At 63.5% G+C, this 15,696-nt stretch carries 14 protein-coding genes; 11 read left to right on the top strand and 3 right to left on the bottom strand.

Going from position 1 to position 15,696, the window contains the following annotated elements; translation table 11 throughout:
* The first annotated feature begins 50 nt into the window (after window positions 1-50).
* The 3 genes from RPC_RS14830 (at window position 51) to RPC_RS14820 (ending at window position 3,393) form a co-directional block, all read left to right on the top strand.
* Complete coding sequence (locus tag RPC_RS14830) at window positions 51-2,456, top strand: MtrB/PioB family decaheme-associated outer membrane protein (protein WP_041802888.1); 2,406 nt, start codon at window positions 51-53, stop codon at window positions 2,454-2,456.
* 155 nt (window positions 2,457-2,611) lie between these two features.
* On the top strand, window positions 2,612-2,896 hold the full coding sequence (locus RPC_RS14825) for a hypothetical protein (protein ID WP_011473398.1): 285 nt from the start codon (window positions 2,612-2,614) through the stop codon (window positions 2,894-2,896).
* Window positions 2,897-3,045: 149 nt separating this feature from the next.
* Entirely contained in the window at window positions 3,046-3,393 is a 348-nt protein-coding gene (locus tag RPC_RS14820; protein ID WP_041801870.1) for an ArsC family reductase, read from the top strand.
* Here the strand turns inward: RPC_RS14820 and RPC_RS14815 are convergent.
* Complete coding sequence (locus RPC_RS14815; RefSeq protein ID WP_011473396.1) at window positions 3,359-4,867, bottom strand: pyruvate kinase; 1,509 nt, start codon at window positions 4,865-4,867, stop codon at window positions 3,359-3,361. The genes RPC_RS14820 and RPC_RS14815 overlap by 35 nt on opposite strands.
* A 318-nt stretch (window positions 4,868-5,185) precedes the next feature.
* On the opposite strand from RPC_RS14815, the gene RPC_RS14810 reads away from it, so the two are divergent.
* From RPC_RS14810 to RPC_RS14785, 6 genes are all read left to right on the top strand, one after another.
* Window positions 5,186-5,941 (top strand): ABC transporter ATP-binding protein, encoded by a 756-nt coding sequence (locus RPC_RS14810; RefSeq protein ID WP_011473395.1) that lies wholly within the window; start codon window positions 5,186-5,188, stop codon window positions 5,939-5,941.
* Complete coding sequence (locus tag RPC_RS14805; RefSeq protein ID WP_011473394.1) at window positions 5,934-6,698, top strand: ABC transporter ATP-binding protein; 765 nt, start codon at window positions 5,934-5,936, stop codon at window positions 6,696-6,698. Before RPC_RS14810 ends, RPC_RS14805 begins: the two co-directional genes overlap by 8 nt.
* Before the next feature lie 36 nt (window positions 6,699-6,734).
* Window positions 6,735-7,961, top strand: a complete 1,227-nt coding sequence (locus tag RPC_RS14800; protein WP_011473393.1) for an ABC transporter substrate-binding protein — start codon at window positions 6,735-6,737, stop codon at window positions 7,959-7,961.
* A 65-nt stretch (window positions 7,962-8,026) separates the two neighbouring features.
* Window positions 8,027-8,902: a branched-chain amino acid ABC transporter permease gene (locus RPC_RS14795; RefSeq protein WP_011473392.1), complete on the top strand. Its 876-nt coding sequence runs from the start codon at window positions 8,027-8,029 to the stop codon at window positions 8,900-8,902.
* 1 nt (window position 8,903) lies between these two features.
* Window positions 8,904-9,875 carry a branched-chain amino acid ABC transporter permease gene (locus RPC_RS14790; RefSeq protein ID WP_011473391.1) on the top strand — a complete coding sequence of 324 codons (972 nt, stop codon included), beginning with the start codon at window positions 8,904-8,906 and terminating at the stop codon, window positions 9,873-9,875.
* A gap of 307 nt (window positions 9,876-10,182) precedes the next feature.
* Window positions 10,183-10,638: a hypothetical protein gene (locus RPC_RS14785; protein WP_011473390.1), complete on the top strand. Its 456-nt coding sequence runs from the start codon at window positions 10,183-10,185 to the stop codon at window positions 10,636-10,638.
* Between the two features lie 421 nt (window positions 10,639-11,059).
* Here the strand turns inward: RPC_RS14785 and RPC_RS14780 are convergent, their stop codons facing one another.
* Window positions 11,060-12,976, bottom strand: a complete 1,917-nt coding sequence (locus RPC_RS14780; RefSeq protein ID WP_011473388.1) for a DUF4407 domain-containing protein — start codon at window positions 12,974-12,976, stop codon at window positions 11,060-11,062.
* Window positions 12,977-13,562: 586 nt separating this feature from the next.
* On the opposite strand from RPC_RS14780, the gene RPC_RS14775 reads away from it, so the two are divergent.
* On the top strand, window positions 13,563-14,207 hold the full coding sequence (locus RPC_RS14775) for a DUF47 domain-containing protein (protein WP_011473387.1): 645 nt from the start codon (window positions 13,563-13,565) through the stop codon (window positions 14,205-14,207).
* A gap of 14 nt (window positions 14,208-14,221) precedes the next feature.
* Window positions 14,222-15,226, top strand: coding sequence for an inorganic phosphate transporter (locus tag RPC_RS14770; protein WP_011473386.1), 1,005 nt, complete (start codon window positions 14,222-14,224; stop codon window positions 15,224-15,226).
* 30 nt (window positions 15,227-15,256) lie between these two features.
* Here the strand turns inward: RPC_RS14770 and sugE are convergent, their stop codons facing one another.
* On the bottom strand, window positions 15,257-15,571 hold the full coding sequence (sugE, locus tag RPC_RS14765) for a quaternary ammonium compound efflux SMR transporter SugE (protein ID WP_011473385.1): 315 nt from the start codon (window positions 15,569-15,571) through the stop codon (window positions 15,257-15,259).
* Window positions 15,572-15,696: the final 125 nt, after the last annotated feature.

The raw sequence follows: 15,696 nt of genomic DNA, 5'->3' as shown, positions 1-15,696 counted from the left end.
GCGAGCGTCGCCACGACATACGGCACGTCGACATCAAAGGGGGCTGGGAAATGATGATCAAGCAAAGATTGCTGCCGATGTCCGCCGCACTGGCGATGGTGACCGCGGCGCCGTTGAATGCGAACGCAGCGGACCCTCCGGCCGCTGTGCCGGATTTCGAAGCAGCGCATGAGGGCTATGACTTTTCCGGCGAGTTCGACGTCGGTGGGCGTGCGTTCATCAAACGCCCGCCGAAATCGTCGGCGCATTATGTCACGCCGGCCAGCCCCACTGCGCCGGCCAATCGCGATCCCAATAACCGCTCGAAGTTTGAGGAGTATGGCGCCATCCCGCCGGGGCTGTTTGCCGAGTACCTACGGATGACGCTGCAGAGCAAGGACGGCCTCTACTTCGGCGAACTGCGCGCCGACAACATCGGCAACAACAATCAGCGCTACATCGTCGACGCCTCCAAGGCCGGAGAGCACTACCTGACCGTGGTGTGGGATCAGATCCCGCATCTCTACAACACCAGCGCGCTGAGCATCTGGAACGGCGTCGGCACCAACAACCTGACCACCACCGTCGCGATCCCCGGCAGCACACTCGCCCCCGTCGGGGGAGTTTCCACCCCGGCGCAGCGCGCAGCCGTGACCAATGCGCTGGCCGGGAAGTTCAACCCGCTCGACGTCGCAATCCAACGCGACAAGGCCGCTGTGGCCTATCGCTGGACGCCCGATCCGCACTGGGACGTCAAGGCGAGCTACTCTCACGAGAAACGCGAAGGCATTCAGACCTCGGGCGTCGCGATCGGCGGCCTCGGCTCGCTGCAGCAGTTGCAGGCGCCGCGTCCGATCGACGACACCACCCAAATCGGCAAGGTGACCGGGCAATATTTCGGCCCGACGCCATGGGGCGGACATTTCAACGTCCAGGTCGGCGGCGGCGTGTCCTTGTTCGAGAATAACTACAGCTCCTTCACGGTGCAAAACCCGTTCGCCGATACGGTGACGCCGTCGATCTATTCGCCCGCCGCCCGCATCAGCCTGATGCCGAGCAACCAGGCTTACAACACCACGGTGACCAGCGGCGTCGATCTGCCGTTCAAGACCCGTTGGAACAGCACGATCCAATACACCACGATGCGGCAGAACGAACAGTTCATGCCATTCACCGTCAATCCGAACATTGCGACGTTCTTGCTGCCGGCGTCGAGTTTGAACGGCGAGGTCAATACGTTTCTCTACAACACCAACGCCACGACGCAGTGGACGCCGGAATTCCGTTCGACGTTTCGCTACAGGATCTACGACAACGCCAACCAGACGCCCGAACTGCTGATGCCGTCCTATGTTGTCGAAGACTCGTCGGCCACCGGCATCGCGGCCGGCGTTCCCCGACGCGCGCTGGCGATGTCCTACACCAAGCAATACGCCAGCGAGGATTTTCAGTGGCGTCCCGCCAAATGGGTCACGCTCGGCAGTAGCTTCGGCTGGGAACAGTGGGACCGCACCCGCCGCGACGCCAATGTCACCAACGAATTCATCGGCCGCGGCACCGCGGATTTCAAGATCTACGACGTGGCGACGCTGCGATCCAGCCTGCAATACGCCGAGCGGCGCTATGACAATTACGACGGCCGCGCGATGTCGCTGGACACCTACTACGCCGCGTCCAACACCGGGACGAATTTCCTGATCCGCAAGTTCGATATGGCCAATCGCAATCAGACCAAGGCCAATGTGTTCCTCGACATTTCGGGCCCCAGCGGCAGCATCTTCAGAGATTTCGTGATCTCGCCCACCGCTGGCCTGCGCTTCGAAGACTATCCGGACGATCCGGCGTTCTTCGGGCTGCGGAAGAGCGACAGCTGGAACGGCGGCGTCGACGTCACCTACGTGTTCAAGCCGGGAACGGCGCTGCAGGCGTCGTATCTTTACGAGACCTATGATCGCTTCCAGGTCGGGAGCGGCACGATCACCAATCCGGTGACCAACGCCACGTTCCCGGCGGTCCCCGACGCGTTCACGAGCAACACCCACGAGAAGGTGCATACCATCCTGGTCGCGGCCAATGCCGAGATCATTCCGGGATCGCTGGATTTCAAACTCGGCTATTCGCTGTCGCTCGGCAAGGAAGATTGGGATTACGGCGCCTTCGCCAACTATCCGCTGCAGGGTAATGGCGTGGGTTACTCGCCATTCCCCACCGTCCGCACCAATGTGCAGCGTCTCGACGCCTCGCTCAAACACACGGTCGATCCGTCGATCGTCACCCAGCTCGGTTGGACCGGCGAGGTGTACTTGAAGGCGCGCTATATCTGGGAGCGTAGCAGCGTCGAGAATTGGCAACAGGATCTGATGTCGCCATACCTGTACCTGGTGGACCAGACGCTGGCGCGGCTGATCGACATGGGAGCCACAAATCCGAATTACAACGCGCAGTATTTCCAATTGTCGCTCAACGCCAAGTGGTGAACTGCGTGAGCCGCGCCGCGCGATCCAGGCGGCACGGCTACTCGACAAGCCGGCGGGCCGAAGCAGTTTCGGCACCGGCGCTTGTTTCGACGGCGGCAACAACAGAAGTGCCGTCGAAGATCTGCAACCAAATCAACTGTTACGGAGGAAGCACGATGAACGATAAGACAAAAGACACCCACGCGCTGTCGCGGCGTCGGCTGCTGAGGACCGGGGCCTACGTGGTCGGCGCCGCGGCGTTGGTCGGGGTGGCAGCGACCGGCGCCGATGCGCAGGTCGCCAAGAAGGCCTCGCAACGCGACGCCGGCTACCAGGAATCCCCCAACGCCGGCAAGAGCTGCTCGACCTGTCGTCAGTTCCAGCCGCCGAGTTCCTGCACCACGGTGGAGAGCCCGATCAGCCCGACGGGTTACTGCAGGCTGTACGCCAAGAAGGCGTAACAGGATGCGCCGGTGGGCTTGGGCCGCACCGGCGCGCTGCTGATCGGGACGGCGCTGAGCGCGTCGGGTGCGCGCGCGGTTTGAGGTTGCGAGGGCGGCCATGGCACGCTAAGCGACAGACGCGCGTGCCAGCGCACGGATCCAGGCCAATGTCCATTACGCTCTATGGCATCAAGAATTGCGACACCATGAAGAAGGCCCGCGGCTGGCTCGACGCCAGCGGCGTGGCCTACCAGTTTCACGACTACAAGACCGCCGGCATCGACCGGGCCGAGTTGACGCGCTGGGTCAAACAGGTCGGCTGGGAGCTTCTGCTCAATCGCGCCGGCACCACGTTTCGCAAGCTGCCCGACGCCGACAAGGACGGTCTGACCGAAGCCAAGGCGATCGCGCTCATGGTCAGCCAGCCGTCGATGATCAAGCGGCCGGTGCTCGATCTCGGCAGCAAGCTCCTGGTCGGCTTCAAGCCGGAGCTTTATGCGAGCGCGCTAGCTTAGCCCGGTCCCAGCTGCGCAGCGGCCGCAGCTGCGGTGTCTTCTTGTGCTGGTGGCCGTCCATCCGCGCCAGCAGCGTGTCGAGTTCGGTGATCGCCTTGAACAGATAGGGGCCCTTGTTCAGCATCACGCATTCGGCGCGCGCCGCCATCGCCGCGTCGGTCATCTCGCCGCGCGACGGCGTGCCCTTCTTGACCAGATGTTCCAGCACTTGCGTCGCCCAGATCACCGGCACGTGGGCGGCCTCGCCGATCCACAGGATCTCTTCCTGCATTTCGGCGAGCCGGGCGAAGCCGATCTCGACGGCGAGGTCGCCGCGCGCGATCATGATGGCGGTGGGTTGCCGGCCAGCGGCCTGCACCACGATCTCCGGCAGATTGGCCACCGCTTCCGGGGTCTCGATCTTCAAGATCAGCGACAGCTTGCGCCAGTCCTTCGGGCGGCGCTCCGCCAAGGCGGCCTGCAGCGCTTCGACGTCCTTCACCGACTGCACGAAGGAGAACTCGATGCCGTCGGCATGGGTGGCGACGAAGTCGAGATCGCTGCGGTCCTTGGCGGTCAGCGCCGGGATCGCCAGCGGCGTATCGGGGAAGTTCAGACCTTTCTCCGGCTTCAGCCGCAGGCCATTGTCGGCGGCGGCCGTCACCCGGCCGAGCAGCCCCCAGGCGGCGACCCGCTCGACGCGAACGCAGAGCTTGCCGTCGTCGATGAATACGCGCGCGCCGACCGGGGTGCGCAGCACCGGTTCGGACAGCGTGCATTCGATGGCGAAATACTCGTCGTCGAGATCGACGCGGTCGAGCCCGCCCTGCGGCACCAGCGCCAGCACGTCGCCGAGCCCGATCCGCTCGCGGCCGATCGGCAGCCGCGCCAAGCCGGTACGGATCTTCGGCCCGGCGATGTCCATCAGGATCTTGATGCGGTGCCCGGTGGCCTGTTCGGCGGTGTGGACGTGGTTGATCATGCGCTGCCACTGCGCGGCGGAATCGTGCGCGCAATTGATCCGGATGGCGTCGACGCCGCGCTCGGCGAGCCGCAGCATGAAGGTCGGATCGTCGGCGGCCTCGGTCGGGCAGGTCACCAGCAGCGCGGTGCGCCGCAACGAGGGCGGGCCGAACACCGCTTCGGCGCAATGCGCCAGATGCTGTTCGCCGGCAAAGAACTGTCGCGCCGAGGGGCGTTCCGCGGCAGCCTCGCCACACAGCGCGGCGACGCTGGCGGCGACCGCTTGCAGCGTCGGCAACACCCGGCTTTCCAGCCGGCCCAGCGACGACATCCCGAGCGCCATCAACGAGCGTTGCAGCGGCCGCAGATCGTGGCGGCGCAGCGCCAGATAGTGCGCGAGGTTGGCGGCGCTGGCGACGAAATCCCGGTCCTCGATGCGGTCGGTCCAGGAGGCCATTCGCAGCGCGCCTTCGGCGCTGACCTCCGCGATCAGGTTGTCGAGTTTTCGCTTCAGGGACACAACGTCGTGCATTTCAGGCTCCGGCTTCTTCAGGCCGCTCGGGCGACCGCAACCAGCCCCTCTAGTCGATTCAGACGAAAGCTATGTGACGACCGCAACCAGCGCGGGCGGCTTTGGCCGCCCGGAACGGATCCCGATCCCAAGTCATGCTCTCGCCCCGCCGTGTACGCTGCCCAGCATTGCACCTTGCGCAACCCTGCGGGCGATTGCATATTCCGATCAGACATGACCGGTGCCCGGCCGCCAACGCGGACGACGGCACCGGCAAAGAACACAAAGAAACGTCGGGCGCGCGCGAGGATTCGCGCGACGACCGAGGGGGAAATCTGTTTGGCCGATGACTTCATTCTTGAGACCCACGGACTGACCAAGGAATTCGCCGGCTTCTTTGCCGTGCGGGATGTCAATCTGCGGGTTCGCCGCGGCTCGATCCACGCCTTGATCGGTCCCAATGGGGCCGGCAAGACCACGTGCTTCAACCTCTTGACCAAGTTCCTGCGGCCCTCCGCCGGACAGATTCTCTATAAGGGACGCGACATCACCGCGATGCCGCCGGCCGACGTGGCGCGACTGGGGCTGGTGCGTTCGTTCCAGATCTCGGCGGTGTTCCCGCATCTCACCGCGCTGGAGAACGTCCGCGTCGCGCTGCAACGCCAGCACGGCCATTCGTTCGATTTCTGGCGCGCGAAATCGGTGCTCGACCGCTACAACGACCGCGCTAACGAGTTGCTCGCCGACGTCGGCTTGAGCGAGTTCTCCAACACCCCGGCGGTGGAAATGCCGTACGGCCGCAAGCGTGCGCTGGAGATCGCCACCACGCTGGCGCTCGATCCGGAAATGATGCTGCTGGATGAGCCGATGGCCGGCATGGGGCACGAGGACATCGACAAGATTGCGGCCCTGATCAAGCGGATCTCCGCCAAGCACACCATTCTGATGGTCGAGCACAATCTCAGCGTGGTCGCCAACCTGTCCGACATCATCACGGTGCTGACCCGCGGCCATGTGCTGGCCGAGGGCAACTACGCTGACCTCACGCAGGACGAGCGCGTCAAGGAAGCCTATCTGGGGGCAGGGCATGGTTGAGACGATGACCACCGCAGCGGACACCGCCGCCACCACGCCGATCGCGCAGTCGGCCGGCGATGTCGTGCTGGCGGTGCAGAACCTGCAGGCGTGGTACGGCGAATCGCACATCCTGCACGGCATCGACTTCGACGTCCGCGCCGGCGAGGTGGTGACGCTGCTGGGGCGCAACGGCGCCGGCAAGACCACCACGCTGAAATCGGTGATGGGCATCATCGGCAAGCGCAGCGGCAGCATTCGCTTCGAGGGCAAGGACATCAGCCGCGCCTCGTCCGACAAGATCGCGCGGCTTGGGGTGGCGATCTGTCCCGAGGAGCGCGGCATCTTCGCCAGCCTCGACGTGCGGGAAAATCTGATGTTGCCGCCGCAGGTGCGGCCGGGCGGTTTGTCGCTGGAGCAGATCTTCGAACTGTTTCCGAACCTCAAGGAGCGGCTGAAGAGCCAGGGCACCAAACTGTCCGGCGGCGAGCAGCAGATGTTGGCGATCGCCCGCATCCTGCGCACCGGTGCCCGCTTCCTGATGCTCGACGAGCCGACCGAAGGGCTGGCGCCGGTGATCATCCAGCAGATCGGCCATACTATCCAACGGCTGAAGAACGAGGGCTTCACCATTCTGCTGGTCGAGCAGAACTTCCGCTTCGCCGCCACCGTGGCGGATCGCTACTACATCGTCGAGCACGGCAAGATCATCGACGGCTTCGCCAATTCCGAACTCCAGGCCAACATGGACAAACTGCACAGCTATCTCGGCGTCTGATTGGCGCACCAAAACACCAAAAAGGAGGAGACAATAATGAAAAACAAGAGTTCCGCGCTTCTGCTCGGCACCGCATTTGTACTTGCCACCGCTGCTCTTGCGTCCGCCCAGAGCACGGACAAGACGGTCAAGATCGGCTCGCTCAGCGACCAGTCCGGCCTTTATGCGGACGTCGGCGGTCCCGGTTCGACGCTGGCTGCCCAGATGGCGGTGGAAGACTCCGGCCTGACGGCCAAAGGCTGGAAGATCGATGTGATCTCCGGCGATCACCAGAACAAGCCCGACATCGGCTCGAACATCGCGCGGCAGTGGTTCGATGTGGACAAGGTCGATGTCGTGGTCGATACGCCGAACTCCGGCGTTGCGCTGGCGGTCAGCAACATCATCAAGGAAAAGAACGGGGTTTTCCTCAATTCGGGCGCCGGCAGCTCGGATCTGACCAACGCGCAATGCTCGCCCAATACGATTCACTGGACCTACGACACCTACATGCTGGCGCACGGCACCGGCTCCGCCTTGACCAAGGCCGGCGGCGACAGCTGGTTTTTCCTGACCGCCGACTACGCGTTCGGCGCGGCGCTGGAGCGTGACACCACGGCCGCCGTCAACGCGGGGGGCGGCAAGGTGCTCGGTGGCGTGAAGCACCCGCTCAACACCTCCGACTTCTCGTCCTTCCTGCTGCAGGCGCAGGCCTCCAAGGCCAAGGTGATCGGTCTCGCCAATGCCGGCGGCGACACTTCCAACGCCATCAAGCAGGCGGCGGAATTCGGCATCATCGCCGGCGGCCAGAAGCTCGCCGGGCTCCTGATGTTCATCACCGACGTTCACGCCATAGGCTTGCCGGTGGCCCAGGGTCTGAACTTCACCGAGACGTTCTACTGGGACGCCAACGAGCAGACGAGGGCGTTTTCGAAGCGGTTCCAGGACCGGATGCGCAACAAGCAGGTGCCGACCATGTCGCAGGCCGGCGTGTATTCGGCGCTGACCCACTACTTCAAGACGCTCGATGCGATGGGCGGCAATTCGCATGACGGCGCCAAGATCGTCGCCAAGATGAAGGAAATGCCGACCGACGATCCGTTGTTCGGCAAGGGCTCGATCCAGCCCAACGGCCGCAAGATCCACCCGGCCTACCTGTTCGAAGTGAAGAAGCCCGCGGAATCCAAGGGACCGTGGGACTATTACAAGCTGGTCGCCACCATTCCGGCGGAAGAAGCCTTCACGCCGCTCGCCAAGAGCACGTGCCCGCTGTTGAAGAAGTGAGCTTAGCGGCCCGGCAGCTTCTGCTGCTGGGCCGTGTTTTCCCCGCGGCACCAATCGAGAATCTCATGTCGATCAATCTTCAGGCCTTGTTCGCGCAATTGCTGGTCGGGCTGATCAACGGCTCGTTCTACGCGCTGCTGAGCCTTGGCCTTGCCGTGATCTTCGGCATGCTCAACATCATCAATTTCGCCCACGGCGCGCTGTATATGATGGGCGCCTTCGCGGCGTATTTCCTGCTCAACGTGTTTGGCATCGGCTATTGGTGGGCGCTGATCATCGCGCCCTTGGCGGTCGGGCTGTTCGGCATCATTCTGGAGCGCACCATGTTGCAATGGATCGCGCAACTTGATCATCTGTACGGGCTGCTGCTGACGTTCGGCCTCGGGCTGATCATCCAGGGCGTGTTCCAGAATTATTTCGGCTCCTCCGGTCTGCCTTACGCGATCCCCGAGGAGTTGCGAGGCGGCATCAATCTCGGATTTATGTTCTTACCCGTCTACCGCGGCTGGGTGGTGGTGTTCTCGCTCGTGGTCTGTCTGGCGACCTGGTACCTGATCGAGCGCACCCGGCTCGGCGCCAATTTGCGCGCCGCGACGGAGAACCCGACGCTGGTGCGCGCCTTCGGCATCAACGTGCCGCGGATGATCACGCTGACCTACGGGCTCGGCGTCGGCCTCGCAGCGCTCGCCGGTGTGCTGTCGGCGCCGATCAATCAGGTGCGGCCGCTGATGGGCGCTGACTTGATCATCGTGGTGTTCGCGGTGGTTGTGATCGGCGGCATGGGCTCGATCATGGGCTCGATCATCACCGGCTTCGCGCTCGGCATTATCGAAGGCCTGACCAAGTATTTCTACCCCGAAGCCTCCAACACCGTGGTGTTCGTGCTGATGGTGCTGGTGCTGTTGGTGAAACCCTCTGGACTGACGGGACGGACCACCTGATATGACCTCGATCTCCGACCAGGCCGTTCCTGTCGCCGGCCGTCGCGCCGTCCGCGACGAAATGATCGCCTTTGCCGTCATGACCGCGCTGCTGGCGGTCGTGCCGTTGACCGGGGTGTATCCGTTTTTCGTCATGCAAGGGCTGTGCTTTGCGTTGTTGGCGTGCGCCTTCAACCTGTTGATCGGCTACGGCGGGCTGCTGTCGTTCGGCCACGCGATGTTTCTCGGCACCGCGGGTTATGCCAGCGCGCATGCGCTGAAGGTGTGGGGCGTGTCGCCCGAACTCGGCATATTGATCGGCACCGCCGCTGCCGCCGCACTCGGCGTGATCACCGGGCTGGTCGCGATCCGCCGGCAGGGCATCTACTTTGCGATGATCACGCTCGCCTTGTCGCAGCTGTTGTACTTCGTGTATTTGCAGACGCCGTTCACCCATGGCGAGGACGGCATTCAGGGCATTCCGCAGGGGCATCTTTTCGGCTTCATCGATCTCGGCAAGCCGACCACGCTGTACTACGTGATCCTGGTCGGCTTCTTGTTGGGTTTTCTGGTGATCTATCGTGCGATCAATTCACCGTTCGGCGAAGTGCTGAAGGCGATCCGCGAGAACGAGCCGCGCGCGATCTCGCTGGGCTACAAGACCGATCATTACAAGCTCTTGGCCTACATCCTGTCGGCGACGCTGGCGGGGTTTGCCGGGTCGCTGAAGGTGTTCGTGGCGCAGAACGCGTCATTGACCGACGTGCACTGGACGATGTCCGGCGAAATCGTGCTGATGACGCTGGTCGGCGGCCTCGGCACCATCTACGGACCGGTGGTCGGCGCCTTCGTGATCATCGCCATGCAGCAGTATCTGGCCGGGTTCGGTCAATGGGTGACGGTGATCCAAGGCGTGATCTTCGTGATCTGCGTGCTGACCTTCCGGCGCGGCGTGATCGGTGAAATCGCGCACTACTTCAAGCGCTCGCTGTAATATAATACCCGTCGCGCCATTGCGGCCCGCTGCAGCAACGCCCGAATGAACGATTGCCGCCGGTCGTTGTTGAAGCGTGGCAGCGCGGATCTGTTCGCGTGATGATGAGCCGGCGGAAAAATGGTAACGAAGTACTAGAAAGCTGCGTAAACCGTTGAAAAGCGACGCAAGTTCTAGTTCTGAATCGATCATTTTAATCATGCGGCGACAAAAACCGTCCTATTATTGTGATTCTTAATGCCCGACGTCTCTCTAGAGAGAGATACAACCTGAAAAGGCACCCGAAATCGGGTGAAAAGGTAATCACATGCAATATTGGATCGCTGCCTTTGCAGCTGCTCTTGTAGTCGTCATCGGCTACGCCGCCGGCCCCGTAGGGGCCATCGTCGCCATCGTCGCGTTCTCGGTGGCGCTGTTCCTGCTCTGGTCCTACAATCTTGGTTTCAACGGCGCATGGACCGGCTTTGGTCTGGACCGTTTCACCGCGCCGTTCTGGAAGGCGGAGAACTGGGATCGTTTCGGCACGATCTTCGCCGATCGCGAAAAGGTGGTGAAGGCCGGCACCATCGCGGTGGTGCTGATCGCGTTGTCGCTGGTGCTGCCGGCGAACCAGGTGGCTTTGGCCGTCGTGGTGGTTGCGGCCTGGTACGTGTTTCAGGTCTATCGCGCCAACAAGCCGGTGGTCACCAAGTCGACCACTCTGGATCCGCAAGTCTACGGCACCACCTCGGAGCCCCGCAAAGAGATCTCCCGGATCAACTAATCACTCGTTCTCCGGAAAGGGCGGCGCGGAGCAATCCACGCCGCCCTTTTTGCGTTTGAGATAGGCTCGGCTCGGGTGAGTTGCGGATCGAGACAAGCGCGAGGGCGCCTCGCGCTTGGTGCCGATCGGCGTGAGCCGCGTGAGGCGCTTGGTGATCGCTGCGCCGCGCCCGCAGGCCCAGGAGCGGACGCGGAGGGCGGATTGCTCTAGGCGCCGCAGATAAGCCCTCAGTCTAATCGAATGAACCGCGAGCAAGATCCGGGGTGCTTGGGTCATTGCGAGCCGAGGCCGGCGCGGTGCGCCGGCCGACAGCGAAGCAATCCGGGGGCCTCATGCGGGGCCTTGAATTGCTTCGGCGCAAGAGCTTTTCGCAATGACGCGTGACCGCCGATTTCAGTCGATCGGTTTTTCAGTCAGACACTTAGGAGCGCTGCTGCAAGTCATATTGCAAGGAGTACTGCAGCGGCAGGAAACCGTTGCGCTGCGCTTCGGCGGCATGGAACGAGGCGGGCGTTCGCGCAGCGATTGGCCGCGTCGGCAGCTCGCGCGGCACCGCCTCGCCGAATAGATCGTCGCCGTCCGCTTCGGTTCGGGACACGTGGCTTCGCGACCTGACGATCGGCGACCGCTCGGTCCGGGATACCTCGTCGGTCGTCGGCGGATGATCGATGCCGTGGCTGAGCACTTCGTTCTTCGCCATGTCGTTGCTGGCAGCCTCGGACGCGTCCACCGCTGGTTGGGCCGCGAAGTCGGTGCGCGGGTGATCGGCGAACACCTCGTTGCGCAGCGGGGGGAGCGGTGCGGTCGACAGGCTCGCCCGTGCCGGCCGTTCGCTCGGGCGTGGCGCGAGGTCGAGCGGCACCAGCCGCGGCAGCGGCGAGCGGGCGGTGCGGTCGCGCACCGGAATGCGCACCACGCGGTCGCGGCGGTGCGGGCGCGGGGCGTCGGCCTTGCCGAAGATCGACTCGAACAGCCGCTTGGCGACGCCGGGTTCGATGCGCGGCGCCGGCTGCGGTTCGGGTTCGGGCAACGGCTCGTCGGCGGCATTCTGGATGCGGCGGCGGGCGCGCTCCACCTCGTCCTGGATCTTCGCCGCGTAGACGCTCGGCGGCGAGAAGAAGATTTTGGCGACCACCGGGACGATCTCCAGGAAGATGATGAAGAACCGGGTCATCCAGGAGAACAGCGCCATGGTGCCGCCGTCCTTCGGATCGTTCTTCAATTCCTGATAGGCCGCCATCCGGGTCAGCGGATCGACCTTGTCCTTCTTCTCCTGGAAGTAGGACTCGCTCAGCGCCTTGCGCCGGAACTGCTCGACGCTGGCCAGCCGCTCGGCCTCCAATTGCTTCAGTTCGGCGCGAGCGGCGTCGATCTGCGCCTGCAGCGCGCTACGCTTGCCCTCCAGCGCCGAGCGCTCGACGTTTCGCGCCGCCAGCGCATCGGCGATGACCTTGGCCTGGGCGCCGCGCAGCTCGTCGCTCTTGGCGTGCAACTGCGCGATGTCGGCGTCGCGGGCGGCGATCTGCGCCTGGTATAGCTCCTTCTGCCGCTTGGCGAATTCATAGCGCGGCCCGGCGCCGGGCCGGCCGCTATTGGTCGGGCTGAGCTTCTGGCCGAGTTCTTCGGCATTCATATCGGCGGCGTAGCGCTGAACGGTCTGCTGGATCTCGCGCTGTTCGGCGCGCAGCTCGGTTTCCCGCACCGCCAGCGACTTGATCTGTTGTTCGATATCGCTGGAGCGGCCCTGCGCCGCGGCGTCGGCCGCCGGCACCTCGGTCAGCGCGGCCTGCAGCAGCCCCTCCAACGCGACGATGGCGGCCTGACGGCGATCGATCTCGCCGCCGAGCTGCTGGTTGTATTGCTCGATCTTCTGGTAGATCGGCTGATTGGCGGCGACGCGGTCGCGCTCGATCTTGTCGTCGATGGTGCCGGAAAAGATCGCCAGCTCCAGGAACATCGCGATCACCCAGGCCAGCCCGAACGACATCGCGAGCCGGATCGCGATCCGGCCGAACCGCCAGGTCGATTGACGCGTCTCGGCTTCGCTCTCGGCGGCGTCGCCCTTGGTCCAAAGGGCACCTTGGTAGAACCAGTCGGACTGGCACAGCGCGCGGTCGAACATCAGCACCGTCAGCGCGATCACCACCGCGGCCAACAGCCGGGTTCCGACATCGGCGATCATGTAGCCGGTGGCGTGGAACGAGATGCCCAACACCACGACGAAGGACAGGCACAGCGAGAACCCCAGATGCGCTGCCCACATCTTGTCGGTCGCCGGACAGGTTTCCAACGTCTTGCGATCGACGCCTGCGATGAAGTTGAGTGCTGTACGAATCATGGCTGTCCCACTCTGCGATGCTCGACCGCGGTCTGGTGACGAAATAAGGAAAAGTTAAGTTTGTTGACTCGGTGACAATCCGAAAGGATGTCGATTACGCGCACTGATCCACAGGGAGAGGCGTTACCGAATACTCACCTACCGCTAGTAACTAGATCGGTCGGTAGCATGGGTGGGTCGCCGGGAATTCAGACACGCCGTTTCGGCTGCGGTGAACACCAGCGAAAAACTGCCTCTGACATCGTGACCATCATTTTGACGGTCCCGATCACTCAAGATCGCGCAACTCTAAGTCGGGCGATCCGCGTGATTCGAACGCTCCTCCATCATTCCTAACAAAGCGTAAATTGACCAGCGAAAATTGCCGGCGTCGCGACGCCGGTTTGCGAACTGCGGACTTGCTGAAACCGTGCCGCGGGCCTATGCCGCCGGTCCGAGCCGGTGGAGCGTATCGGGGCACCATAAAGCGGTGGATGACCGCGCTTTGACCCACCGCAATTGCCTGCCAGCCCGGGAAATGATCTATGACGCTTCTGTGACAGGGGGGCAGCCGTCCGGCGCCCCGTCGCAAACAATGGACTTTTCAATGCTGCGTTGGTTTCGCGCCTTTCTGCCAAAGGAGGAGAGGTTTTTCGACCTGTTCGCCCGACACTCCCAAACCGTCGTGCAAGGCGCCGAGGCGCTGCAGGACATGCTGCGCGGCGGTGACGAGACGCCGGTGCATTGCCAGCGGGTCAGCCAGTTCGAGAACGACGCCGACGCCATCACCCGCGAGGTGCTGACCGCGGTGCGGCGCACCTTCATTACCCCGTTCGACCGCGTCGACATCAAGAACCTGATCACCTCGATGGACGACGCCATCGACCAGATGCAGCAGACCGCCAAGGCGGTGATCCTGTTCGAGGTGCGCTCGTTCGAGCCGCCGATGCGCGAAATCGGCACCTTGCTGGTGGAATGCGCCAATCTGGTCGGCCGGGCGCTGCCGTTGATGAAATCGATCGGCCCCAACGTGGCGATGCTGACCGCGATCACCGAGGAGCTCGGCAAGCTGGAGGGCCGCGTCGACGACCTGCACGACATCGGCCTCAAGGAATTGTTTCTCAAGCACCGCAACGCCAGCGCGATGGATTTCATCGTCGGCGCCGAGATTTACGACCACCTCGAGAAAGTTGCCGACCGCTTCGACGACGTCGCGAACGAGATCAACAGCATCGTCATCGAACAGGTATAGGGCAGGGCCGCGCAGTGGACGCCACGCTGGGTCTTCCGATCCTGGTCGGATTAATCGCAATCGCGCTGCTGTTCGATTTTTTGAACGGGCTGCATGACGCGGCGAATTCGATCGCCACCATCGTGTCCACAAGGGTGCTGCGGCCGCAATATGCGGTGCTGTGGGCGGCGTTTTTCAATTTCGTGGCGTTTTCGGTGTTCGGGCTACATGTCGCCACCACCATCGGCACCGGCATCATCGAACCCAGCGTGATCGATGCCCAGGTGATCTTCGCCGCCCTGATGGGCGCGATCGTCTGGAACATCATCACCTGGGCGCTCGGCATCCCCTCCAGTTCCTCGCACGCGCTGATCGGCGGCTTGCTCGGCGCCGGGCTCGCCAAGGCCGGCTTCGCCGCCGCGGTTTGGAGCGGGTTGACCAAGGCGCTGTTGGCGATCGTGCTGTCGCCGGTGATCGGCTTTCTGCTGGCCTTGGTGCTGGTCGCGATCGTGTCCTGGGCCTCGGTGCGCTCGACGCCGTTTGCCGTGGACCGCGCCTTCCGGATCCTGCAATTCGCCTCGGCCTCGCTATATTCGCTCGGCCACGGCGGCAACGACGCCCAGAAGACCATGGGGATCATCGCGGTGCTGCTGTACTCGCAGGGCTATCTCGGCGGCGAATTCTCGGTGCCGTTCTGGGTGGTGCTGGCGTGCCAATCGGCGATGGCGCTGGGCACCTTGATGGGCGGCTGGCGCATCGTCCGCACCATGGGGCTGCGGATCACCAAGCTGACCCCGATGCAGGGCTTCTGCGCCGAAACCGGCGGCGCTGCGACGCTGTTCATGGCGACGTTCCTCGGCGTGCCTGTCTCCACCACCCATACCATTACCGGCGCGATCGTCGGCGTCGGCTCGGCGCGGCGGGTCTCGGCGGTGCGCTGGAACGTGGCGAGCTCGATCGTCTATGCCTGGGTGATCACCATTCCGGCCTCCGCGATGGTCGCCGCCGTATCGTTCTGGGTCGTCAGTTTTCTTCGTTGACGCAAAGCTTTAGCGAAATGAATTGAGGCTCTAAGCGACGATGCGCAGGCCGACGATGCCGGCGATGATCAGTCCGATGCACAACAGCCGCAGCGCGTCGGAGGGCTCGCCGAGCAGCGCGATGCCGAGCACCGCGGTGCCGACCGCTCCGATTCCCGACCACACCGCATAGGCGGTGCCGACCGGCAGCGTCTTCAGCGACAACCCGTACAGCAGCACCGAGCCGACCATGCAGGATAGCGTCAGCGCCGAAGGCACCAGCCGGGTGAAACCATCGGTGTATTTGACCCCGATCGCCCAGCCGATTTCCATGCAACCGGCAACCAATAGATAAATCCAGGCCATGACGACCTCCACGAGAGCGGGGCAGGGTCGTCCCTGCGTCATTTGGGTGATTGGGAGGTCGTCCTCTTGGCCCTATATGAATGACACCGCCGCGCCGCGCAACCATTTGCCGTGGCTGCGACAAC

This window comes from Rhodopseudomonas palustris BisB18, assembly GCF_000013745.1.
Lineage (GTDB): Bacteria > Pseudomonadota > Alphaproteobacteria > Rhizobiales > Xanthobacteraceae > Rhodopseudomonas_A > Rhodopseudomonas_A palustris_F.
This window is presented reverse-complemented; position numbering and strand designations above follow the sequence as displayed.